This is a genomic window from Methylobacterium persicinum, from assembly GCF_022179525.1.
Classification (GTDB): domain Bacteria; phylum Pseudomonadota; class Alphaproteobacteria; order Rhizobiales; family Beijerinckiaceae; genus Methylobacterium; species Methylobacterium persicinum.
The window spans coordinates 23,682-45,867 of sequence record NZ_BPQX01000014.1; the positions used below are offsets into that span (position 1 = coordinate 23,682).

Consider the following 22,186-nt stretch of genomic DNA (forward strand, 5'->3'; position numbering starts at 1 on the left):
CCGGTGCTGGATCGTGTGACAAATAGCGCGCGGGACGGGAAAGGGTATCCGTTCGGCCTAGGCCCGGACGGGGGTCGCCTTCGCCTCGCTCCGCCGGCCGCGGACGGCATCCACCGTATACAGGGCGAGCCCGAGCCAGATCAGCCCGAACATCGCCGCCCGGTGCGGCTCCACATGCTCACCGAAGACGAGGATGCTGAGGAGCAACAGGCAGGTGGGTGCGACGTATTGGAGAAGCCCGAGGGTCGTCAGCCGCAGGCGCACCGCGGCTGCAGCGAACCAGATCAGCGGCAGCGCCGTGGTCAACCCGGTGAGCATCAGGAGGCCGAGGTCCCGGGGGGCGGGCTGCAGGAACGGCTCCGGCGTCAGGAGTAGCCACCCCACCGCCACGGGCAGGAGGAAGAGCGTCTCCGCCAGGAAGCCCACCAGGGAGTCGACCGCCACGATCTTCCGCACGAGCCCGTAGAGGGCGAAGGACAGCGCCAGGGCAAGGGACATCAGCGGCAGGTCCCCCGCCCAGGCCACCGCCACCGCCACCCCCGCCGCGGCGATGCCGATCGCCACCGCCTGGACCGGCCGCAGGCGTTCCCCGAGGATGAGCCGCCCGAGGGCGACGTTTATCAGCGGGTTGATGTAGTAGCCGAGGCTCGCATCCAGCAGATGCCCGCGCTCGATGGCCATCAGGTAGAGCAGCCAGTTCACCCCGATGAACACGGCCGACAGCGCCAGGAGCCCGTGCTTGGGGCTCAGCGGAACGGGCAGCCTCAGGCGCTTGCGCCACGCCAGGGCCAGGAGGCCGGCGAACAGGGTCGACCACACGATGCGCTCGGCCAGGATGTACCAGGGGCTGAACCCGCTGAGCAGCCGGAAGTGCAGCGGGACCACGAGGCCCCAGCTCAGATAGGCGGCGAGCGCGTAGACGAGGCCCACGGCGGTTCCTTCCCCGGTTCGAGGTCGCGGAACCGGCCGCGTGTCTCTAGCCGAGGCGCCTCGCCGTCGTCAGCCCATGGCATGCACAGCAGCCATCCGGGTGCCTGCTGCGCGTTACCTTTGCGTCGCTCCGACCGGCACGGTGTCAGCCCGTGCCGACGCGCCTTTCCCCCTCCAGGATCCAGTCCCGGAAGCGGCGGATGCCGGGGGCCTCGTCGTCCCGGACGCGCCAGCAGAGGAAGTGCAGGTCCTTCCGGATACTGTCGCACCGGCCCTCCCCGAGGCGGACCAGATCCCCGGCCTCCATCTCGGCCCGGGCGAAGCGGAGGGTCTCCAGGGCGACGCCGAGCCCTTGCACCGCTGCGGAGATGACGAGGGACCCCCGGTCGAAGGCCGGGCCAGCCCGGGTCTTCGGAGCGGTCAACCCGTTATGGGCGAACCAGTCCGCCCAGCGCACGGGGCTGAAGGACGATTCGAGCCATGTCAGCCGGGCGATCGCCTCGGGCGTGAGGGCGGCCGCCTCCCGCGCCATCTCCGGCCGGCACAGGGCGGCGATCTCCTCCGGGCCCAGGGCCTCCACCCGCAGGCCGGTTCCGCCCGGCGGACGCCCGTAGGCGATGAGCACGTCGATCTCCCCATGACGCATCAGGTCGAGGGGCTCCGCCCCGGAGGACAGGCGGATCGCGATGGCCGGGTTGGCTTCCACGAAGTCCGGCAGGCGGGGGCCCAGCCATTTCTGGGCGAAGCTCGGCGTGCAGTGGACGGCGAGCGCCGGCCCCGCCGCCGGCATCAGTTCGGCGCAGGCCGCCTCGATCCCGTCGAAGGCCCGGGACAGGCCGGCGAGAAGGCGCTCGCCGTCGGCGGTCAGGGTCGCCTGCCGGTTCTCCCGGCGGAACAGGGCGCGGCCGAGATGCCGCTCCAGGGCACGGACCTGATGGCTGACGGCGGACGGCGTCAGGCACAGCTCCTGGCTCGCCCGGGCGAAGCTGCCGAGCCGGGCCGCGGCCTCGAAGGCGCGCAGGGAGGGGAAACTGGGGATCCGCCGCATGCCCTATCCGTGAATCCAATTCACCTGTCGGTGAAAATTCATCGTTTGTCAAAGGCGGGCCGGAAGCGGAAAAATACTGCCCATGCCGCGCAGACGGCAGCAACGAACGAAGTCTATCGGGAGGAAACCAGGGATGGCACAGGGAGTAGCCACTCTCGACGGTCCAGTGATCGACGAGGCGACACGGGTCTATCGCAAGGTGACCTGGCGCCTCGTGCCGTTCCTGTTCGCCTGTTACGTCGCGGCCTACCTCGACCGCGTCAACGTCGGCTTCGCCAAGCTGCAGATGCTCAACGATCTGAAGTTCAGCGAGACCGTCTACGGTCTCGGCGCCGGCATCTTCTTCATCGGCTACTTCGTCTTCGAGGTGCCGAGCAACATGATCCTGCACAAGGTCGGCGCCCGGGTCTGGATCGCCCGGGTGATGATCAGCTGGGCGCTGATCTCGGCCGCGATGATGTTCGTGACCAGCGCCACGATGTTCTACATCCTGCGCTTCCTCCTCGGGGTGGCGGAAGCCGGCCTGTTCCCGGGCGTGATCCTGTACCTCACCTACTGGTACCCGTCCGAGCGCCGGGGCGGCATCATCGCCCTGTTCATGACCGGCATCCCGGTCGCCGGCCTCGTCGGCGGGCCCCTCTCGGGCTGGATCATGAACGCCTTCAGCGGGATGCACGGCCTCGCCGGGTGGCAATGGCTGTTCCTGATCGAGGCGCTGCCGTCGCTCATCCTCGGCTTCTGCGTCCTTGCCTACCTCGACAACGGCATCGCCCAGGCCAAGTGGCTCACCGCCGACGAGAAGGCCCTCCTGGAGCGCAACGTCGCCGCCGACGCCTCCTCCGTGGGCGCCCACCGCTTCCGCGACGGCTTCACCAGCCCCTGGGTATGGTTGCTGAGCGGGATCTACTTCTTCTTCATCATGGGCCTCTACGGCGTCGGCTTCTGGCTGCCGACCCTGATCAAGGGCGCGGGCGTCTCCGACCCGCTCCAGATCGGCTTCCTCACGATGCTGCCCTACGGCGCGGCGGCGGCGGCGATGATCACCGTCGGGCGGATGTCGGACGCGGCCCGGGAGCGGCGCTGGCACATCGTCGTCCCCGGCCTCGTGGGCGCCGCCGGCTGGCTGGTGAGCATCTGGTACAGCAAGGACCTCGTCGTCGCCGAGGCCGCCCTCACCGTCGCCACGATCGGCGTGCTCGTGACCCTCGCCCAGTTCTGGTGCCTGCCCACTGCGGTCCTCGCCGGGGCCGCGGCGGCCACCGGCATCGCGGTGATCAACTCCGTCGGCAACCTCGCGGGCTTCGTCAGCCCGTACCTGATCGGCTGGATCATCGACGCGACCAAGTCGACGAGCCTCGGCGTCTACACCCTCGCCGCCTGCCTCGCCATCGGCAGCGCCCTCGCGCTGACCATGCCCAAGCGCCTCGTCAACCGCTGACCGCGGCGCCCCCTCGACCCCACACCTGCAACCGGAAGGACATTCCATGCTCGACGAACACGACCACCACGACAGTGTCGCCATCGATCTGCCCAACGACGATTCCGGCCGCCGGCGGACTTCGATCTACCAGCCCGAGCAGGCCGGCCTGATCTTCCCGGAGATCCCGGAATTCGCCAACCATGCCGAGGCGCGGGATTACCGCAAGAAGCACCTCGTCGCCGCCTGCCGCGCCTTCGCGATGCACGGCTTCGACTACGGCTTCGCGGGCCACCTGACGATCCGCGACCCGGAGCATCCGGAGCTGTACTGGACCAACCCGATGTGCGTTCACTTCTCGCAGGTGAACATGTCGAACCTGATCCTGGCCGACCATGACGGCCGGGTCGTCGAGGGCCGCTACGCGATCAACCGCGCCGGCTTCGTCCTGCACGCCGCCGTCCACGACGAGTACCCCGAGGTCATGGCGATGTGCCACGCGCACACCACCTACGGCACCGCGTGGTGCGCCACGGGCCGGCCCCTCGACATGATCAGCCAGGATGCGGCCGCCTTCTACAACAGCCACGCGGTGATCGGCGCGTCGGCCGGTGCGGTGGCGGTGGAGAAGAACAGCGGCCTCTCGGTGGCCCAGCAGATCGGCCGCAACCGCGGCGTGCTTCACCAGAACCACGGCCTGCTGACCTGCTCGCATCACAGCATCGACGACGCGGCCTTCTGGTTCATCGCCCTGGAACGGGCCTGCAAACAGCAACTCATGGTCGAGGCCACCGGCATCAAGCCGCAGCTCCTGTCGGAGAAGACCGCCCGCTACAGCCGCGAGCATGTCGGCAGCGACTATATCGGCTGGCTGCACTTCCAGACGATCTACAACCACATCGCGGCGACCCAGCCGGACATGTTCGCGTGAGGGGGCAACGCGTCTACGCGAGAGACGCGCGGGGGCGGTGCCGCAAGGCGCCGCCCCATTTTGCTATGGCCCCTCGCCGTCATTGCGAGCGAAGCGAAGCAATCCAGGGATCCGCGACGTTCGGATAGGTCCCGCTGCCCTGGATTGCTTCGCTTCGCTCGCAATGACGAAGGTGGCCGGGAGGACCGTCAGGGCGCCACCCAGCCCCCGTCCCAGCCCGACTCGTCCCGGGCCCAGGCCGCCCGGCGGTGGCCCCGGCGATCGAGGTAGAGGAAGTCGAGGCGGTGCGCCTGTACCACCACTGCGCAGAAATGCCGGCGGCCCGTGGTGGCCGCCGTCGCCTCGTCGAGGAGCGTGTAGGCGCCGCCGGAGGGAAGGGCCGTGCCGGGGGGCGGCTCGGACGCGTAGCAGACCCGGCTCATCGCCCGCGAGCCCGCCCAAGCCGCCTCGGCCACCGCGTCGTCCGTGTGCAGGACGGCCCGGCCTTCGATGCGGATCTGGATCTTCGCCCCGGCATCGTAGACGGCAAGGGCGCAGGCGGGGTTGCCCGCCAGTTCGAATGCCTTGTCCGAGCGGCGGTCGCAGTGGAAGCGCAGGGTCCTCGTGGCGGCGTCCGCCTCCCGCAGCACGACGGTGCGCAGGCGCGGACCCTCCGGCGACAGGGTGGCCAGCGTCGGCAGGTGGAAGCCGCTGCGCCCGTGCTCCGCCCCGTCGGCCAGCAGCCGCCAGAGTTCCGCGAGGGTGGCGTCGAGGTCGTCGTAGAAGGGCGGGAGCGGGGTCACGCCGCCGCCCCCCGGCGACGCTGCCGCTCCCGGAAGATCAGGGCGAGGTTGCGGAAGTAGATGCCCGTGGAAAGGCCCTGGCCGATGATGATCACAGGCTCCCTGCGGACGAAGCCGTAGACCAGGGTCATCAGCCCGCCGGCGATCGACAGGAACCAGAAGGAGAGCGGCATCACGCTCTTGCCCGCCCGCTCGCTGGCGATCCACTGGAGGATGAAGCGGGAGCCGAAGATCAGCTGCGCCAGCACGCCGAACGCCAGCCAGAAATCGAACCGGGTGACGAACACGTCGTAGAAGTAGTCAGGCAGGTCGTGGGCGAGCTGGATCAGCATCCGACGTCCTCATCCCTGGCGGCATCCGCCTCTGGTGTTCCCACCTCGACGGCCCGCGGGGTGGCGCGCTTCCGCCGGATCAGCCACCACACCCCGGCGAGGTCGAGAAGGCCGACCCAGAGCCGGTCGAACAGGCCGTAATTCGACGTGCCGGTCAGCCGGGGCCGGTCGATCACGTCCCGGTGGACCACGGAGTAGCCCTCCCGGGCGACCAGGGCCGGCATGAACCGGTGCAGGGCGTCGAAATAGGGCAGGCGCAGGTAGACGTGTCGACGGAACACCTTCAGGCCGCAGCCGGTGTCCCGGGTGGAATCCTTGAGGATCCGGCCCCGGACCCCGTTGGCGATCCGGGACTGGAGCATCTTGAAACGCCCGTCCTTGCGGCCGCGCCGCTGTCCCTGGGCGAGGCCTGCACCCTCCCCGGCCTCGTCGAGGGCGGAAAGGAGGACCGGAATGAAGGCCGGGTCGTTCTGGCCGTCGCCGTCGAGGGTGGCGATGATCGCACCCCGGGCGGCCAGCACGCCGCTCCTTACGGCAGCGGATTGGCCCGCGCTCTGCCCGTGGCGCAGCACCCGCAGCCAGGGCCGGCCGGCCCGGGCGGCCTCCAGGGCCGCGGGCGTGGAATCGGTCGAGCCGTCGTCGATGTAGACGACCTCGAAGGGCAGGCCGGCGCAGGCTCGCTCGATCTCTGCCACGAGGGGGGCGATGTTGCCGGCCTCGTTCTTCACGGGCACGACGATGGTGAGGCGGGGGGCGTCCGGAGGGGTCATGGTGTCGCCGCATAGGCCGTCACGAAGACGCGGCGGCCGGTGTTGAGGTTGAAGCCCTCCACTTCGCCCAGCGGCGGCGGGGCGGGCCGGCCGACGGGCCAGGCGGTGTTGAACGCTTCGCGCTCGCGGCCTTCCACGAAGAGCAGCCGGCAGCCGCCCCCCTGCAGGAAGGCTTTGGCGGCGGGGGCATCGGGCAGGAGGTCGAGGCCGGTGCCGGTAAGGAAGACGAGGCTCGGCTCCCGGTAGCCGAGGCTCGCCACCTGCGGGTCGGCGCAGGGCATGCGGTCCCGGAAGGCGGCTAGTCGTGGCGAGACCTTCAGCGCCGGCAACTGCCGCTGCGCCAGGCCGAGCACACCCGGCCCGAGGAGGCACGAGGCGAGGATCCCGAGCATCAGGGCGTGCTCGGCCCGGTTCCGGGCGAAGGCGTACCAGCTCGCTCCGGCGGCGAGGCAGGCGGCCCCCAGGACCGGGAGGGCGAGCCATGGGATGGTGTGGTCATCGAGCTTCCAGCCCACGAGGCACAGGCCGACCGTCAGTGCCACCGGGATCGCCGGCACCAGCAGCGCCGTGACCCGTGCCCCCCGGCGGCGGGGATCGAGCTCGCCGCGGCCGAGGGCGAGGACCGTCAGGATCGCGATCCAGGGCATCAGCGGCAGCACGTAATGGGGGAGCTTGGTCGGCACGGCCTCGAACATCAGCCACGCCGGGAGGACGGTCGCGATCAGGAAGGCGACAGCCTCGGTACGGCGCTCTCGCCACGCCAGGGGCAGGCTCATGGCGGCGAAGGCCGCGCCGGGCCAGAAGGTCGCGAAGAAGATCAGCGTGTAGGCGCCCGGCGGGCCCCAGTGCCGCTCGGCCGCGCCGCCGACCTTGCCGAGCATGTCCTTGCCGACCGCCTCGGCGTAGAAGGCGCCGCCGCTCTTGAGGGTGATGGCCACGAACCACGGGGCGACGATCAGCGCCGTGAGGGCAAGCCCGGCCCAGGGCCTGAGGGGCAGGAGCCAGCGCCCCGAACGGGCCTTCCACGACAGGAGCGCGGCCGGCAGTGCCACGAACAGCGGCACCATCGGCCCCTTCACGAGGATGCCGACCGCAAGGCCGAGCCAGAAGGCGAGGAAGACAGTTGCGCCGAGACGCGGGGCGAAGCCCCCCTCCCCGTCTTGCGGGGCTCGCAGCGACATCGATCCCCCGCTCCACCTCATCCTGAGGCGCCCGCTCGGGCGGGCCTCGAAGGAGGGCCCCAGGGATCGCGCAGCAGGCTGGATGCCTCCTTCGAGGCTGCTCCGCAGCACCTCAGGATGAGGGGAATGGGTGGGATCGGCCCCGGGCGACGAGGGATCGTCCCGATCCCTCCCTTGCGCGGAGAGGCGATGCCGCCCGAGCCACGCCCGGGCCAGCGCCCCCAGGCTCGCCGTGGCACAGGCGGCCAGCAAAGCGTCGGTCTTGGCGAGGTGCGCCTCGGCGTTGAGCATCAGGCAGGCGCCGTACAGCGCGGCGGCCAGCAGGGCGCTCCGCCGGGGCAGGAACGCGAGCGCGGCCCAGTAGGCCAGCAGCACCGAGGCGAGGGCGCCGACGAGGGAGGGAACGCGGTAGAGGGCGATGCGGGTACGGGCGTCGGGCACGCCCAGCGCCTCCCCCGCCGCGACGGCGGCGGCCTGCGCCCAGTAGATGCCCACCGGCTTCTTGTTGCGGGCCTCGTCCTGGAACCGGATCGACACGAAGTCGCCTGTCTCCAGCATCTGCTTGGAGGCCTGGGCGAAGCGCGGCTCGTCCCGGTCCATCGGCTGGAGGGAGATCTGCCCCGGCAGGAACAGCAGCAGGCACAGGGCGGCGAGGGCCGCGCAGGCACGGGTATGGCCCGCGGAGAGCCGGTCGAGGAGGGTCGGGCCTCGGTCGGCACGCTGGCCGACGGACGGGGCGTCGCCGTCGCGGGCAAGCGCGCCGACGGGAAGGCGTATGGTCATGGGCTCCGGGTCACGGCTCTCCGTCCCCGGCACCTCAATCGGGATCGGGCGGGGAAAGTCAAATATCCCCGGCCGCCTTCCTCAGCCGCGTGAAGCCGGCGGCGAGGTCCGTCTTCAGGTCCTCCACGTCTTCCAGGCCGATGTGGAAGCGCAGGCCCGGCCCCCCCGGCGCCCAGCGGGTGGCGGTGCGGAAGGGCGTGCAATCGAAGGGGATGCACAGGCTCTCGAACCCACCCCAGGAGAAGCCCATCCCGAACAGTTCGAGCCCATCGAGCATGGCGGCGACGGCCTTCTCCGGCACCGGCCTCAGGATGACCCCGAACAGGCCCGACGCCCCCGCGAAGTCGCGCTTCCAGATGGCATGGCCCGGATCCTCCGGGAGGGCCGGATGGAGCACGCGCAGAACCTCCGGTCGCCCCTGGAGCCACCGGGCGATCTCCAATCCCTGGCGCCCGTGCTCGCGCAGGCGCAGGCCCATGGTGCGCAGGCCGCGCATGGCCAGGAACATGTCCTCCGGCCCGGCGCAGACCGAGAACTGATGGTAGGTCCGGTTGAGCGCCGGCCAGTACCGGGCGTTGGCGGAGGTGAGGCCGAGGAGCAGGTCCGAGCCGCCGCTGAGGTACTTGGTGCCGGCCTCCACCGCGATGTCCACGCCCCGCTCGTGGGGCGGGAAGAGCAGAGGCGTCGCCCAGGTGTTGTCCATGATCACGCAGGCGTCCCGGGCATGGGCCGCCTCGGCGATGGCGGGCACGTCCTGCATCTCGAAGGTCAGCGAGCCCGGCGCCTCCACCAGCACCGCCCTGGTGTTGTCGCGCATCAGCTTGGCGATTCCGGCCCCGATGAGCGGATCGTAATAGGTCGTCTCGACTCCGAAGCGCTTGAGCACCTCGTCGCAGAAGATGCGGGTCGGGCGGTAGGCCGAGTCGGTGACGAGGAGGTGGTCCCCGGCCGAGACGGCGGCCATCAGGCCGATGGAGAGCGCGGCGAGCCCGGAGGGCGTCGCCACGGTGCCGGCCGCCCCGGCGATCTCGCTCCAGGCCTCGGCGAGGGCGTCGGAGGTCGGGGTGCCGTGGGTGCCGTAGGTGTAGCGTCCGCGCCGGTGCTGAAGGTCGTCGTAGGTCGGGAACAGCACCGTCGAGCCACGGTAGATCGGCGTGTTGACGAACCCGTGCTGCTCGGACGGGTCGCGCCCGGCATGCACGAGTCGCGTGGCGGGACCGAATTTCTTCTTGGACTCGGGGTTTGGCTTCAGCGACATCGGAACCCGGATCTGCGGTACGGCGATGCCGCACGAAGACCCCGCGACCGCCATCCGTCAAGCTGGCGCCATCATCGGCCCCGCCGCCGGATCACGCGAATGCGACGCCGATCTCGCCCACCTGCCGCCAGACCACCCGGCAGGCCCAGCGGTCGCCACCGGGGTCCAGGGAGAGGGCGAAGGTCTCCGGCACCTCGCCCGCTTCCGGCAGGAGAAGCCGGGCGCCAGCCGCCGAGATGTCTCGGACGATGCAGGCATGCGCTTCGCCCGTTCCCGGATCGACCCGACCCGGGCGGTCGAGGGAGACCCGCTTTCCGTTCCTAGATGCCATTGCCGCCGCTCCCGCGAGGCGGCCCGCCCGAGGGGGCCGCGTTATCATGGGCGACTATGCGGGCGAGGGTCCTTAACGCCCCCGCCGACCGGATCGCTCAAATTCGACCGATCTGGCGATGGCGGTGAACTCATTCTGAGGTTGCGTTAGCGCTTGGTTTGCGGCGGGTCGGATTGCTGGGCCTCGTCGTAGGCCTGCATCCACGCCTCGTGCTCCTGCGAACCCTCCGGGTAGGGGCATTCGCTCTTCGGCTTGCCGTATAGGCGGGCGTTGCGGCCCTGGATGAACGGACTGTCGCTGGCGGTGGCCTGCACGTTGGTCATGGGGCGTGGCGCCTTTTCGGTCACATGGGGGGCTTCGTTAACGGGCGCAGCCCTATTCTGTTGCGGTCCTGTCCAGAGTTCCCGGGTCCCGCGGCGTGCGTATCCTGCGTCCCCTCTTCGGCGGTCTCGTCGTCACGGTCTCGACCGCCATCGTGGTGTTCGTCAGCGCCGACCGGCTCGCCCATCTCGCCCCGCCTGCCCCGGTGGCGCGAACCGCCGTCCTCGAACCTTCGGCGACGGGTTCCATCCCGGCGCCCCTGCCCGCCCCCGCGCCCGTGGCGAAGAAGGCGGCCTCGTCGATCCCGAACGGGTACGACACCGAGCGGCTGCGGGCGCTGATTCAGGGCGATCCGATCATGCGCGGGCGGTAACCTCCCCCACTCCCCCCTGCGGGGAGTGGGAGACTGTTTCGCCTACCGCGCGCTGCGGAACACCTGCAGGTCCAGGTCCCGCACCTTCTTGCGCAGGGTGTTCCGGTTCACACCAAGAAGTTCGGCGGCCCGGATCTGGTTGCCGCGGGTGGCGGCGAGCGCTGCGCCGATCAGGGGGCCTTCGATCTCCCGCAGAACCCGGTGGTAAAGGCCGGGCGGCGGCAGAGTGTCGCGATAGCCCGAGAAGTAGTCCGACAGGTGCCGTTCCACCGCGCTCGACAGGCTCTCGGATTCCCCCGAGGACTTCCGCGACGCGCCGTTGCTACCCCCCGCCGAGGCGGGTTGAGCCAGGGGAAGGGTGTCGAGCTCGGCCTCGATCACCGGGCCGGTGATCGTCTCCTGCGGATAGAGGGCAGCCAGCCGCCGGACGAGGTTTTCCAACTCGCGGACGTTGCCGGGCCAGCGGTAGCGCTTGAGCTTCTCCATGGCATCGCCGTCGAGGGTCTTGCGGGTGAGACCCTCGCGCTCGACCAGCACGAAGAAGTGCCGGATGAGGTCGGGCACGTCCTCCGACCGTTCCCGGAGCGCCGGCAGGCGCAGGGGCACGACGTTGAGGCGGAAGAACAGGTCCTCGCGGAAGATTCCCTGCTGGATCGAGACCCGCAGGTCCTTGTTGGTCGCCGCGATGATGCGAACATTCGTGCGGATCGGCACCCGGCCGCCGACGGTGGTGTACTCGCCCTGCTGAAGGACACGCAGCAGACGGGTCTGCGCCTCCATCGGCATGTCGCCGATCTCGTCGAGAAACAGCGTGCCGCCCTCGGCCTGCTCGAACCGGCCGGCCGAGCGCTGCAGCGCCCCGGTGAAGGCGCCCTTCTCGTGGCCGAACAGCTCGGACTCGATCAGGTCGCGGGGGATCGCGGCCATGTTCACCGGCACGAACGGCCCCGTGCGGCGGCGGCCGTAATCGTGGAGCGCCCGGGCGACCAGTTCCTTACCGGTGCCCGACTCGCCGGTGATCATCACCGTCAGGTCGGTGGGCATCAGGCGGGCCAGCGCCCGGTAGATCTCCTGCATGGCCGGCGAGCGGCCGACGAGGGGGATGTCCTCGTTCTCCGGCCCGGCGCCGGGCGCGGGCGCCCCGCGGGGCCGGGAGAGCGCGCGGCCGACGATGGCGATCAGCTCCTTCAGGTCGAAGGGCTTGGGCAGATACTCGTAGGCGCCCCGCTCGGAAGCGCGGATGGCGGTCATGAAGGTGTTCTGCGCGCTCATCACGATGATCGGCAGCTCCGGCCGCACCCGCTTGATGCGGGGCAGCAGGTCGAACACGTTCTCGTCGGGCATCACCACGTCGGTGATGACGAGGTCGCCCTCCCCCTGCGCGACCCAGCGCCAGAGGGTCGCGCAATTGCCCGTTGAGCGGACCTCGTAGCCCGCCCGGGACAGCGCTTGGTTGAGCACCGTGCGGATGGCGGCGTCGTCGTCTGCGACGATGATGTGGCCGTTGGGCATGACTGTTACTCAAAACCTCCGGCTGGCATCCGGATCAGGGGTCGAGGGTCGGCTCGCGCCCGTCGCGCGCGCTCGACATCGGAAGGAGGATGCGGAACGTCGTCCGGCGGGGGGCGGGATCACATTCGACGATCCCTCCGTGGTCCCCGACGATCTTGGCGACCAAAGCAAGACCGAGGCCGGAACCCTGTGCTTTGGTGGTCACGAACGGGTCGAACATGTCGCTCAGCATCTCACTGGTGATGCCGGGGCCGTTGTCGCGGATCGCCACCTCGATGGGCAGGCTGACCCGCTCGCGCGAGCCGGGAATCTGCAGCCGAAGGCCGGTGCGGAAGGCGGTCGCCAGGGTGATCTCGCCCTCCACCGCGTCCGGGCCGATGGCTTCGGCGGCGTTCTTTACGAGGTTGAGGATTACCTGAACGAGCTGGTCCCGGTTGCCGAGGACCGGCGGCAGGGAAGGGTCGTAGGTCTCGATGAAGCGGATGTGACGCCCGAAGCCCGACTGGGCCGAGCGCTTCACCTGATCGAGCACCCCGTGGACGTTGACCGGCCCCCGTTCGGCCGGCCTCTCGTCCCCGAACAGTTCCATCCGCTCCACGATGCGGACGATCCGGTCGGACTCGTCACAGATCAGTCGGGTGAGCAGCCGGTCCTCCTCGGCGCCGGTGCTCTCCAGGAGTTGCGCCGCCCCGCGGATGCCGGCGAGCGGGTTCTTGATCTCGTGCGCGAGCATGGCGCCGAGCGCCACCATCGAGCGGGCGGCCCCGCGATGGGTGAGCTGGCGGTTCATCTTGTCGGCGATGGTGCGCTCCTGCAGCATCATCACCACGGCGTCGCCGTCGTCGAGGGGCGTGGCGAAGACATCGACACTGCGCTCCGTGCCGAGCCGGGGCTGGGTCAGTTCCACCCGGTACTCGCTGACGCTCGCCTTGCGCCGCCGCACCTCCGCCACCAGGGCGATGATCGGCGAGCCGAAGGGGATGATATCCCGCAGGCGCCGCCGCTGCATCAGCCGCGCCGAGTATTCGAAGAACGCCTCCGCCGCATGGTTGCACTGGAGGATGCGCTCATCCCCGCCGATGGTGAGAACCGGCAGCGGCAAGGCGTTGAGCACCGCGTCGCTGCCGTCGAGGCGGGAGCCCGCCGGGCCGGACGGACGATCGTCGCCGGTCATGCCGCGGCCCTCATCCCAGGGGCCGGACCGGTAAAGGCCCGGCGCAGGAGGGCGAAGACCGCCTCCGGGTCCGTCGTCGTCAGCAGGGCGTTCCGCTCGGGGGCGTCCAGGGCGCCACCGGCCTCAGCATAGGCGGCGAGGTGCTTGCGCGCGTGCCGCACGCCCATCTGCCGGCCGTAGAGCGACAGCAGCCCGGCATAGTGCTCGGCCGCCAGGGCGGCCTGCTCCGCCCGATCGGGGGGCGAGGCCGGGCGATCGGCCAGTTCCGCCGCCACCTGCCCGACGAGCCAGGGCCGCCCCGTGGCCGCCCGGCCGATCATCACTCCCGCCGCGCCCGAGGCGGCGAGGCAGGCCCGCGCCTCGGCGATCCCCGTGACGTCGCCGTTGGCGATGACGGGAATCGACACCGCCTCGACCACGTTGCGGATCGCCACCCAGTCGGCGCGATCCTTGTAGAATTGCTGCCGGGTGCGGCCGTGGACCGTCACGGCATTGAGCCCGAGCCGCTCCGCCCGGGCGGCGAGGTCGGCGGCGTTTCGGGAGGAATGATCCCAGCCCAGGCGCATCTTCACCGTCACGGGGATCGCCACCGCCCCACGGACGGCGGCCAGCAGCCGTTCCGCGTGGTCGAGGTCGCGCATGAGCGCGGAACCGGAGGCGATCCCGGTCACGACCTTGGCCGGGCAGCCCATGTTCACGTCGATGGCGTCGGCGCCGTTGGCTTCCGCCAGCCGGGCGGCTTCGGCCATCGGCGCAGCCTCGCAACCGGCGAGCTGGACGATGTGCGGCGAGATGTCCGCCCCCTCGGCCCGAAGGGCCGCCTCGGTCGAGCCCCGGGCGAATTCCCGGGCGGCCACCATCTCCGAGACGACGGCATCGGCCCCGCAACGCAGGGCGATGCGGCGCATATGCAGGTCGGTCACGCCGGACAGCGGTGCCAGGAGGCACAGGGGCGGATCTCCGGCAGAACGGCCGCGGCGCAGGGCGCCCAAATAATGGTCAGTCGTCATTCTGCTCAACAATGAGGCAAAGCGTTGCGGGACGCAAGCGGGGCGGCGCGTTGATTTCGCCCCCTCCCCCGCTTAAACGCAGGGCACGTTTCACAGGTATGGCGCCGGCCGCGCGGCAGGTCTGCCGCCATCCTCGCCGGGATTCTCGCCTTCATGTCCGCCTCCCGTGAGAGTCAGAGCGTCGCTGCGATCGTCGTGGCGGCGGGCCGCGGCATCCGCGTGGGCGGAGGGGTCCCCAAACAGTACCGGCGGGTCGCGGGCCAGGCGGTCCTGACGCGGACACTGGCGGCACTGGCCGCGTATCCTGGGATCGGCCAGATCCAGCCGGTCATCGCGGCCGACGCAGCCGACTTCTTCCACGACTGTCTGGACGACCTCACACCCGCGATTCGCGCGCGGATCGCCGACCCGGTCGAGGGCGGCGCCACCCGACAGATGTCCGTTAGGGCCGGGCTGGAAGCCCTCGCCGCCTCCGGCGCGCCGGCGATCGTTCTGGTCCACGACGCCGCGCGGCCCTTCATTCGCCCCGAGCTGATCGAGCGGGCGATCCGGGCAGGCCGCGATCACGGCGCCGCCGTGCCGGGCGTTCCGGTGACCGATACGGTCAAGCGCGTCGAGGAGATCGAACCCGGGATCGGCCGTGTCGTCGAGACTCCCGCACGGGAAGCCCTGCGCGCGGTGCAGACGCCCCAGGCCTTCGCCTTCGGGCCCCTCCTCGACGCCCACCGGGCCGCCGCCGGGCAGGACCTCCATGCCTTCACCGATGACGGAGCGCTGGCCGAATGGGCCGGGCTGCCGGTGGTGGTGTTCGCGGGGGAGGTCGAAAACCGCAAGATCACCCAGGCCGCCGACCTGATCGAGGCCGAACGGGCCTTCTCATCCGAATCCGCCGGAGCCACCGCGATGACCCAGTATGTAACCCGCCTCGGCACGGGCTTCGACGTGCACGCCTTCACCGAAGGCGACCATGTCTGGCTCGGCGGCATCCGCATCCCGGCGGACCGGGGCGTCCTCGCCCATTCCGACGGGGACGTGGCCCTGCATGCCCTGACCGACGCCCTCCTCGGCGCCATCGCCGACGGCGACATCGGCACGCATTTCCCGCCCTCCGACGAGAAGTGGCGCGGTGCCTCCTCGGACCAGTTCCTCGCCCATGCCTGCGAACTGGTGCGGGCGCGGGGCGGCAGGATCGACCATTTGGATATCACCGTCCTGGCGGAGGCTCCGCGGATCGGTCAGCACCGGGAGGCGATCCGTGGCCGGATCGCCGAGATCGCCGGGGTGCCCCTGACGGCCGTGTCCATCAAGGCGACGACCACGGAAAAGCTCGGCTTCGTCGGCCGTGCCGAAGGCCTCGCCGCCCAGGCCGCCGCGACAGTACGGCTGCCGGAGGACGATGCGGCCTGAGGGGGCCGCCCTCCCCCGCAGAGGGGGGAGGGACAGGCGTCGGCTCACACCAGCAGCAGCACCGCCGCCACGAGGACCGTCCCGAAGGTCAGGAGGATGCCGCCGCCTCGGCAGGCGAACTGGCGGGGGGAGTTCGCGGGGGCGAACATGCCCACCGGATGCAGGATCCGTCCGATCAGGAGAGCGATGAGCAAGGCCTGCACCGTCCCATGCCCCGCGCCGCGCCCTTCGAGCAGGGCGATCAGGATGAGGGCGATCGGCACGTATTCGCCGAAATTTCCTTGGCTGCGAATGCGCTTCTGCAGATCCGGATCGCCGCCGTCCCCGTGCAGGACGTTACCCGACAGGCGGCCCGCCATCACCCAGCCCGACAGGCCGAGGTAGAACAGCGCGAGCAACGCGGCATAGAAGGCCGTGGTCGCCGGAAAGATCATGAGGTCGCTTTCTCCAAGGTTGAGTAGCCCTGCAACGGGGGGCTACAAGCAAAGTTTCAGCGACATAGGGCGCCCGCGGCCCCGGAAAGTCCTTCCGATGATCGACGACCCCGAACTCCTGCGCCGTGCCGAGGCCCTCGTCTCGGCCTATTCGGCAGCCGGCCGGACGCTGGCCACGGCAGAATCCTGCACCGGCGGCCTCGTCGCGGCCCTGCTCACGGCCGTGCCGGGCTCGTCCGCCGCCGTGGAGCGGGGGTACGTCACCTACTCGAACGCCGCCAAGGCCGAAGCGATCGGCGTCGATCCCGGTCTCATCGCGACCCACGGGGCGGTGAGCGAGCACGTGGCGAGGGCGATGGCCGAGGGGGCCCGCGCGGCGTCCCGCGCCGACGTCGCCGTGGCGATCACCGGCATCGCCGGGCCGGGCGGCGGGAGCGCGGACAAGCCCGTGGGCCTCGTCCACCTCGCGGTGGCCGGGCCGGACGGCACCCGGCACATCGCCCGCCGCTACGGCGATCTCGGCCGGGGCGGCATCCGCCGGGCGGCCGTGGCGGACGCCCTCACGTTGCTCGAAGACGCAGTCGCTTCGGAATGACAGGAAATTCCACTTCGGACGCCGTCGGTCGACGAGCGAAAAGTCTTGGACATAACAACGGGATGAGGTATTTCACGACCGTGATGATGTCACCATGTCTCATCAAACTCTATAATATCTGCTGAGCTTGATGCAATCATGATTGTGTATCTTAACTATATTTAGCAGTTCTCGGAGGGCGTAAGGAAGTTTTCGATCGCCATCTGTATGGTTGACGCGAATTCTCCCCGTGGCTGCGATGCAAGTCGACCTCCAAACCCTGTATTGTCTGACGATCGGGACCCTGACAGTCGCTGGGGCCATGATGCTGTGGGAGCGTCAAGCGTATCGTCTCCGGGCGCGTGAACTCGGGTTCTGGGCGGCAGGTGCCTTCGTCTTCGCCGTGGCCTGTGTCGTGGCCATGAACCGGACGCGCTTGCCGGGAATCTCCGGTCCGGCCGGTGCCAGCCTTCTGTTCGTCTCGGGCTATCTGCTCTGGCTGCACGGAGTCCGCCTGCTCGATGGCCGGGCGGGGAGCCAATGGTACGCGGTCACCCTGGGTGCCCTTGCCCTGACCTGGGCGGTGGCCGGCGTCCATTTCCCGCAGGCCTTCTGGAACCATATCGCGTCCCTGCCCGTGGCGGCGATCGTCGGCCTCACCGCCTTGACGCTCCTGCGCTGCCGGGCGGTGCGGGGCCTCCGGTCCCGGGCCATCGCCGTGGCGATCCCGGCGGGGCACGGGCTGTTCTACCTGTGCCGCGCCTTCGTCACCCCGGTCCTGGCCTCCGCCTATGGCGCCGAGGTGCTCACGGCCGTGGCCAAGTTCACCATGTACGAGGGGGTGCTCTATTCGGTGGCCATGCCGATGACGTTCATCGCCCTCATCCGCGAGGAGGCCCAGGAACGCCTCCGCGCCGCGGCCCGGACGGACTACCTCACCGGCCTCTCCAACCGGCACGGCTTCTTCGAGCAGGGCAGCCGCATCCTCTCGCGCCACGGGGGTGATGCGCCGGTGTCCCTGCTCGCCTTCGACCTCGACCACTTCAAGGCCATCAACGACCGCCACGGCCATGCCGCAGGCGATGCGGTGATCCGGCTCTTCGCGAACGTGGCCCGGGACCTCATCCGGGACGTCGAGGATCCGGAGCCGGTGGTCGCCCGGCTCGGCGGCGAGGAGTTCGCCGCCCTCCTGCCCGGCCGGGGGCTCGCCGAAGCGAAGCGGCTCGGCGAGGAGGTGGCCCTGCGCTTCGCCGTCGCCTCGGAACAGGGGGAAGGGCCCGGGATCCGGGCCACCGTCAGCATCGGCCTCGCCGAGGGGCGGCCCGGGCGGGGCGACCTCGGCCAGCTCCTCGACCGCGCCGACCGGGCGCTCTACCGGGCCAAGGCCCTGGGGCGGAACCGCGTGGAGGTGGCGGGGCCGGCGGCGGCCTGACGGGTCAGGCCGTCCCGTAGATCCGCGCAGCCCGACTCTCGAACGCGTCGGTGAACTTGCGGAAGGCGCGGTCGAACATCGAGCCCATGAGCAGGCCGAGGGTGCGGCTCTTGAACTCGTAGGTGATGAAGAAATCGACGTCGCAGGTGCCGGGCTCGGCATCCTTGAAAACCCAGCGATTCTCAAGGTGGCGGAACGGCCCGTCGATATACTCGGCCACGATCCTGTGGCCGGCAGGATCGAGGGTGACGCGGGTAGTGAACCGCTCGCGGATCGCCTTGTAGCCGACACCCATCTCCGCGATCAGCACCTGCCCGCCCTCGGGCATGTCCTGGCGGCGGATGATCCTCAGCGACTCGCAGAGCGGCAGGAATTCGGGATAGTGCTGGACGTCGGCGACGAGGTCGTACATCTGCTGGGCAGTGTGCTGCACCCGGCGCGTGACCCGGAAGGAAGGCATACGGAACGGACTTTCTCAGGCCGAGAGCGCGGGTGACAGCTTGGCGAGCCGGGCCGCCTGCAGCCGGGCGAAATCCTCCCCGGCATGGTGCGACGAGCGCGTCAGCGGCGTCGCCGAGACGAGGAGGAACCCCTTGGCATACGCCGTCGTCTCGTAGCCCTTGAACTCGTCAGGCGGCACGAAGCGCATCACCGCGTGGTGCTTCTTCGAAGGTTGCAAATATTGGCCGATGGTGAGGAAGTCGACATCGGCCGAGCGCAGGTCGTCCATGAGCTGGAGCACTTCGTTCCGCTCTTCGCCAAGGCCGACCATGATGCCGGACTTGGTGAAGATCGTCGGGTCCAGCTCCTTCACACGCTGCAACAGGCGCACCGAGTGGAAGTAGCGGGCGCCGGGGCGCACCGTCAGGTACTTTGCGGGCACCGTCTCGAGGTTGTGGTTGAACACGTCGGGCCGGGCCGCGACCACCGTTTCCAGGGCGCCGTCCTTACGCAGGAAATCGGGGGTGAGGATCTCGACGGTGGTGCCGGGGCTCGCCCGGCGGATCGCCGCGATGGTCCGGGCGAAATGCTCCGCGCCCCCGTCCTTCAGGTCGTCCCGGTCGACGGAGGTAATGACCACGTGGTGCAGGCCGAGCTTGGCGACCGAGTCGCCGATTTTCTCCGGCTCGGCAGCATCGAGGCCCTCCGGCAGGCCGGTGCGCACGTTGCAGAAGGCGCAGGCCCTGGTGCAGGTGTCCCCCATGATCATGAAGGTGGCGTGCCGCTTCTCCCAGCACTCGCCGATATTGGGGCAGCCGGCTTCCTCGCAGACGGTGACGAGCCCGTGCTCGCGCACGATCTTCTGCGTCTCCCCCCAGGCCTTGGAGCCGGGTGCCTTCACGCGGATCCAGTCGGGCTTCTTCAGCGCGATCGGCTGGTCGGGCCGGTGGGCTTTCTCCGGATGGCGCGGGGGCCGCGGATCGTTCTTGAGGAGGTCGAGGACGACGGCCATGCTGAACCGGGGCGCGCCGGGGCGCGGAAGCGAGGGGATGGCGTTGATCTAGGCGCTAACCGCCTCCGCCGCAAACGGGCGCGACGCTGAGGCGCGACCTTCTCCCGGCGATGTCACGCGGGTGAGGCCGGCCCGACTGACCCGGCCGCCCTCGCCACCGCCGTCATTGCGAGCGGAGCGAAGCAATCCAGCGGCGCCACATTTTGAAGCGGCCCGCTGCCCTGGGTTGCTTCACTGCGTTCGCAATGACGGCAAGGGTGTCAGGACGCAATGACGGCGAGGGTGTCGGGCCGCAACGACGGCGCGTTTCACATCCCGAGCATCCGTACGAACAGCCCGGCCAGGATCGCCCCCACCGCCGGCCCGGCCACCGGGATCAGCGCATAGCCCCAATCGGACGAGCCCTTGCCGGCGATGGGGAGCACGGCGTGGGCAAGGCGCGGCCCGAGGTCGCGGGCGGGGTTGATGGCGTAGCCGGTGGTGCCGCCGAGCGACAGACCGATCCCCCAGACCAGCATGGCCACGAGATAGGGAGCCACGCCGCGTGGGAAGCCGCCGGAGGAGCCCACGGTACTGGTGACCAGGGCGGCGATGGTGAAGACCAGCACGAAGGTCGCCACCACCTCCGAGATCATGTTCGCCCGGGCGTCGCGGATGGCGGGCCCGGTGCAGAACACGGCGAGCTTGAGATCCTTCTCGGGGGTCGCCGCCCAGTGCGGCAGGTAATGCAGCCAGACGATGGCCGCGCCGAGGAAGGCGCCGAGGAACTGCGCCGGAAGATAAGTGGCGAGCTTGGAGTAGTCGCCCGTGTGGAAGGCGGCGCCGATCGTCACCGCCGGGTTGATGTGCGCGTCGGCGCTGCCCGCTGCGTTCGCGACGAAGACGCCCGCCAGCGTCGCGAAGGCCCAGCCGGCGGTGATGCCGATCCAGCCCATGGCCTCGCCCTTGGAGCGCTTCAACAGCGCGCCGGCCACCACTCCATCGCCGAGCACGATGAGCGTCATCGTGCCCAGCATCTCGCCCAGGAACGGCGATGCCATGACGTGTTCTCCCTTATATTGCTGGCGATATTGGCCTTCTCGCGCCCTCATCCTGAGGTGCCGCGCAGCGGCCTCGAAGGAGGGCTCCATGGCCCGCGCGATCTCTGGAGCCCTCCTTCGAGGCCCGCCGGAGCGGGCACCTCAGGATGAGGGCAAGGGTGGGATCGGCGGGCGGCGCCCGATGGCTCAGTCCTCGTCGGCCTTCCAGTCGAAGGAGCGTTCCACCGCGCGGCTCCACATGGCGGCGATGGTCTCCCGGCGGCCGGCATCCATCTTCGCCTCCCACCGCTTGTCCACGCCCCAGTTGCGCTTGAGGTCGTCGAGGCCCTTCCAATAGCCCACCGCGAGCCCGGCCACGTAGGCGGCACCGAGCGCCGTGGTCTCGGAGACCTTCGGGCGGACGACCGGCACGTCGAGGATGTCGGCCTGGAACTGCATCAGCGTCCCGTTGGCGACCATGCCGCCATCGGCCCGCAGCTCCTTGACGGGAATGCCGGAATCCTTGGCCATGGCGGCCAGCACCTCCCGGGTCTGGAAGGCGGTGGCCTCCAGAACCGAGCGGGCGATGTGGCCCCGGTTGGCATAGCGCGTGAGGCCGATGATCAGGCCGCGCGCCCCCTCGTTCCAGTGGGGCGCGTACAGGCCGGAGAAGGCCGGCACGAAATAGACCCCGCCATTGTCCTCGACGGTGGCGGCGAGGCTTTCCACCTCGGCGGAATCCTTAATCATGTGCAGGTTGTCGCGCAGCCACTGCACCAGGGCGCCGGTGATGGCGATGGAGCCCTCCAGCGCGTAGACCGGCTTTTGGCCGTCGAGGCGGTAGCCAAGGGTCGTGACGAGACCGGCCTTCGAGGGCACGGCTTCCTCGCCGGTGTTCATCAGGGCAAAGCAGCCGGTACCGTAGGTGTTCTTGGCCTCGCCGGGGGTGAAGCAGGTCTGGCCGAAGAGGGCCGCCTGCTGGTCGCCAAGGATGCCGGCGATGGGCACCCCGGCGAAGTCGCCCTTGGCCTCGCCGTAAACTTCGCTCGAAGAGACAATCCTCGGCAGCATCGCCCGGGGGATGCCGAACTCCCGGAGCATCCCCTCGTCCCAGTCGAGGGTCTTCAGGGACATCAGCTGCGTGCGGCTGGCATTGGTCACGTCGGTGGCGTGCAGTCCGCCCTCCGGGCCACCGGTCAGGTTCCAGAGGAGCCACGTGTCCACGTTGCCGAACAGCACTTCGCCGGCTTCCGCCTTCTCCCGGGCGCCTGGGACGTGGTCGAGGAGCCAGCGCAGCTTCAGCCCGGAAAAGTAGCTCGCCAGCGGGAGACCGGTGAGGTCGCGGAACCGGTCCCGGCCGCCGGCATGGGCGAATTCCGAGACGAGGCGGTCGTTGCGGGTATCCTGCCAGACCAGGGCATTGTGGAGCGGTGTGCCGGTCGCCCGGTCCCAGATGACCGTGGTCTCGCGCTGGTTCGTGATGCCGATGGCCGCGAGGTCCTTCGGCGTGAGGCCGCCCTTGGCGAGAGCCTCGCGCATGACCTTCTGGGTCTTCGCCCAGATTTCGGCGGCGTCGTGCTCGACATGGCCGGGGGCCGGGTAGATCTGCGCGTGCTCTTCCTGGGCCACGGTGATCACCGTACCCTCACGGTCGAACACCATGAAGCGGGTGCTGGTGGTGCCCTGGTCGATGGCCCCGACGTAACGGCTCATC

The 22,186-nt window shown here is 69.9% G+C and carries 23 protein-coding genes; 6 read left to right on the plus strand and 17 right to left on the minus strand.

Annotated elements, in window-relative coordinates; genetic code table 11:
- Positions 1-57 precede the first annotated feature (57 nt).
- Together rarD and MFF22_RS04740 are read right to left on the minus strand one after the other, a co-directional pair.
- Positions 58-930, minus strand: a complete 873-nt coding sequence (gene rarD / locus MFF22_RS04735; RefSeq protein ID WP_238247779.1) for an EamA family transporter RarD — start codon at positions 928-930, stop codon at positions 58-60.
- Between the two features lie 145 nt (positions 931-1,075).
- The gene (locus MFF22_RS04740; RefSeq protein ID WP_238247780.1) at positions 1,076-1,978 is read right to left on the minus strand and encodes a LysR substrate-binding domain-containing protein; all 903 of its coding nucleotides are present in this window, start codon (positions 1,976-1,978) and stop codon (positions 1,076-1,078) included.
- 133 nt (positions 1,979-2,111) lie between these two features.
- On the opposite strand from MFF22_RS04740, the gene MFF22_RS04745 reads away from it, so the two are divergent.
- Positions 2,112-3,416 carry an MFS transporter gene (locus tag MFF22_RS04745; RefSeq protein ID WP_238247781.1) on the plus strand — a complete coding sequence of 435 codons (1,305 nt, stop codon included), beginning with the start codon at positions 2,112-2,114 and terminating at the stop codon, positions 3,414-3,416.
- 46 nt (positions 3,417-3,462) lie between these two features.
- A complete protein-coding gene (locus tag MFF22_RS04750; protein WP_238247782.1) occupies positions 3,463-4,326 on the plus strand; it encodes a class II aldolase/adducin family protein in 864 nt (287 codons plus the stop codon).
- 188 nt (positions 4,327-4,514) lie between these two features.
- On the opposite strand, the gene MFF22_RS04755 is transcribed toward MFF22_RS04750, so the two are convergent.
- From MFF22_RS04755 to MFF22_RS04785, 7 genes are all read right to left on the minus strand, one after another.
- Positions 4,515-5,108 carry a pyridoxamine 5'-phosphate oxidase family protein gene (locus MFF22_RS04755; RefSeq protein ID WP_238247783.1) on the minus strand — a complete coding sequence of 198 codons (594 nt, stop codon included), beginning with the start codon at positions 5,106-5,108 and terminating at the stop codon, positions 4,515-4,517.
- Positions 5,105-5,440, minus strand: a complete 336-nt coding sequence (locus MFF22_RS04760; RefSeq protein WP_238247784.1) for a lipid-A-disaccharide synthase N-terminal domain-containing protein — start codon at positions 5,438-5,440, stop codon at positions 5,105-5,107. The genes MFF22_RS04755 and MFF22_RS04760 overlap by 4 nt, the downstream gene beginning before the upstream one ends.
- Positions 5,434-6,210: a glycosyltransferase gene (locus MFF22_RS04765; protein ID WP_238247785.1), complete on the minus strand. Its 777-nt coding sequence runs from the start codon at positions 6,208-6,210 to the stop codon at positions 5,434-5,436. Before MFF22_RS04765 ends, MFF22_RS04760 begins: the two co-directional genes overlap by 7 nt.
- The gene (locus tag MFF22_RS04770) at positions 6,207-8,174 is read right to left on the minus strand and encodes an ArnT family glycosyltransferase (protein ID WP_238247786.1); all 1,968 of its coding nucleotides are present in this window, start codon (positions 8,172-8,174) and stop codon (positions 6,207-6,209) included. The genes MFF22_RS04765 and MFF22_RS04770 overlap by 4 nt, the downstream gene beginning before the upstream one ends.
- A gap of 58 nt (positions 8,175-8,232) precedes the next feature.
- Positions 8,233-9,432: a cystathionine beta-lyase gene (gene metC, locus MFF22_RS04775; RefSeq protein WP_238247788.1), complete on the minus strand. Its 1,200-nt coding sequence runs from the start codon at positions 9,430-9,432 to the stop codon at positions 8,233-8,235.
- Positions 9,433-9,523: 91 nt separating this feature from the next.
- Complete coding sequence (locus MFF22_RS04780) at positions 9,524-9,763, minus strand: PilZ domain-containing protein (protein ID WP_238247789.1); 240 nt, start codon at positions 9,761-9,763, stop codon at positions 9,524-9,526.
- Positions 9,764-9,909: 146 nt separating this feature from the next.
- Complete coding sequence (locus tag MFF22_RS04785) at positions 9,910-10,086, minus strand: ribosome modulation factor (protein ID WP_238247790.1); 177 nt, start codon at positions 10,084-10,086, stop codon at positions 9,910-9,912.
- A 95-nt stretch (positions 10,087-10,181) separates the two neighbouring features.
- Here MFF22_RS04785 and MFF22_RS04790 point away from each other — a divergent pair, with 95 nt between their 5' ends.
- Positions 10,182-10,457, plus strand: coding sequence for a hypothetical protein (locus tag MFF22_RS04790; protein WP_238247791.1), 276 nt, complete (start codon positions 10,182-10,184; stop codon positions 10,455-10,457).
- Between the two features lie 42 nt (positions 10,458-10,499).
- Here the strand turns inward: MFF22_RS04790 and ntrC are convergent, their stop codons facing one another.
- The 3 genes from ntrC to dusB are packed head-to-tail and all read right to left on the minus strand — an operon-like array spanning position 10,500 to position 14,153.
- A complete protein-coding gene (gene ntrC / locus MFF22_RS04795; RefSeq protein ID WP_238247792.1) occupies positions 10,500-11,969 on the minus strand; it encodes a nitrogen regulation protein NR(I) in 1,470 nt (489 codons plus the stop codon).
- A gap of 34 nt (positions 11,970-12,003) precedes the next feature.
- A complete protein-coding gene (locus MFF22_RS04800) occupies positions 12,004-13,143 on the minus strand; it encodes a two-component system sensor histidine kinase NtrB (protein WP_238247793.1) in 1,140 nt (379 codons plus the stop codon).
- On the minus strand, positions 13,140-14,153 hold the full coding sequence (gene dusB, locus MFF22_RS04805; protein ID WP_238247794.1) for a tRNA dihydrouridine synthase DusB: 1,014 nt from the start codon (positions 14,151-14,153) through the stop codon (positions 13,140-13,142). Before dusB ends, MFF22_RS04800 begins: the two co-directional genes overlap by 4 nt.
- Positions 14,154-14,306: 153 nt before the next feature.
- On the opposite strand from dusB, the gene MFF22_RS04810 reads away from it, so the two are divergent.
- Positions 14,307-15,560, plus strand: coding sequence for a bifunctional 2-C-methyl-D-erythritol 4-phosphate cytidylyltransferase/2-C-methyl-D-erythritol 2,4-cyclodiphosphate synthase (locus MFF22_RS04810; RefSeq protein ID WP_238247795.1), 1,254 nt, complete (start codon positions 14,307-14,309; stop codon positions 15,558-15,560).
- A 44-nt stretch (positions 15,561-15,604) separates the two neighbouring features.
- Here MFF22_RS04810 and MFF22_RS04815 read toward each other — a convergent pair whose 3' ends face one another.
- Positions 15,605-15,994 (minus strand): MAPEG family protein, encoded by a 390-nt coding sequence (locus MFF22_RS04815; RefSeq protein WP_238247796.1) that lies wholly within the window; start codon positions 15,992-15,994, stop codon positions 15,605-15,607.
- Between the two features lie 97 nt (positions 15,995-16,091).
- On the opposite strand from MFF22_RS04815, the gene MFF22_RS04820 reads away from it, so the two are divergent.
- The gene (locus tag MFF22_RS04820; protein ID WP_238247797.1) at positions 16,092-16,589 is read left to right on the plus strand and encodes a CinA family protein; all 498 of its coding nucleotides are present in this window, start codon (positions 16,092-16,094) and stop codon (positions 16,587-16,589) included.
- Positions 16,590-16,827: 238 nt separating this feature from the next.
- The gene (locus MFF22_RS04825) at positions 16,828-18,000 is read left to right on the plus strand and encodes a GGDEF domain-containing protein (protein ID WP_238247799.1); all 1,173 of its coding nucleotides are present in this window, start codon (positions 16,828-16,830) and stop codon (positions 17,998-18,000) included.
- Positions 18,001-18,004: 4 nt separating this feature from the next.
- Here MFF22_RS04825 and MFF22_RS04830 read toward each other — a convergent pair whose 3' ends face one another.
- The 4 genes from MFF22_RS04830 to glpK form a co-directional block, all read right to left on the minus strand.
- Positions 18,005-18,460, minus strand: a complete 456-nt coding sequence (locus MFF22_RS04830) for a type II toxin-antitoxin system RatA family toxin (RefSeq protein WP_238247800.1) — start codon at positions 18,458-18,460, stop codon at positions 18,005-18,007.
- Positions 18,461-18,475: 15 nt separating this feature from the next.
- Complete coding sequence (gene lipA / locus MFF22_RS04835; RefSeq protein ID WP_238247803.1) at positions 18,476-19,453, minus strand: lipoyl synthase; 978 nt, start codon at positions 19,451-19,453, stop codon at positions 18,476-18,478.
- A gap of 308 nt (positions 19,454-19,761) precedes the next feature.
- Positions 19,762-20,493: an MIP/aquaporin family protein gene (locus MFF22_RS04840; protein ID WP_238247804.1), complete on the minus strand. Its 732-nt coding sequence runs from the start codon at positions 20,491-20,493 to the stop codon at positions 19,762-19,764.
- 186 nt (positions 20,494-20,679) lie between these two features.
- Positions 20,680-22,185, minus strand: coding sequence for a glycerol kinase GlpK (glpK, locus tag MFF22_RS04845; protein ID WP_238247808.1), 1,506 nt, complete (start codon positions 22,183-22,185; stop codon positions 20,680-20,682).
- Between the last annotated feature and the right edge of the window lies 1 nt (position 22,186).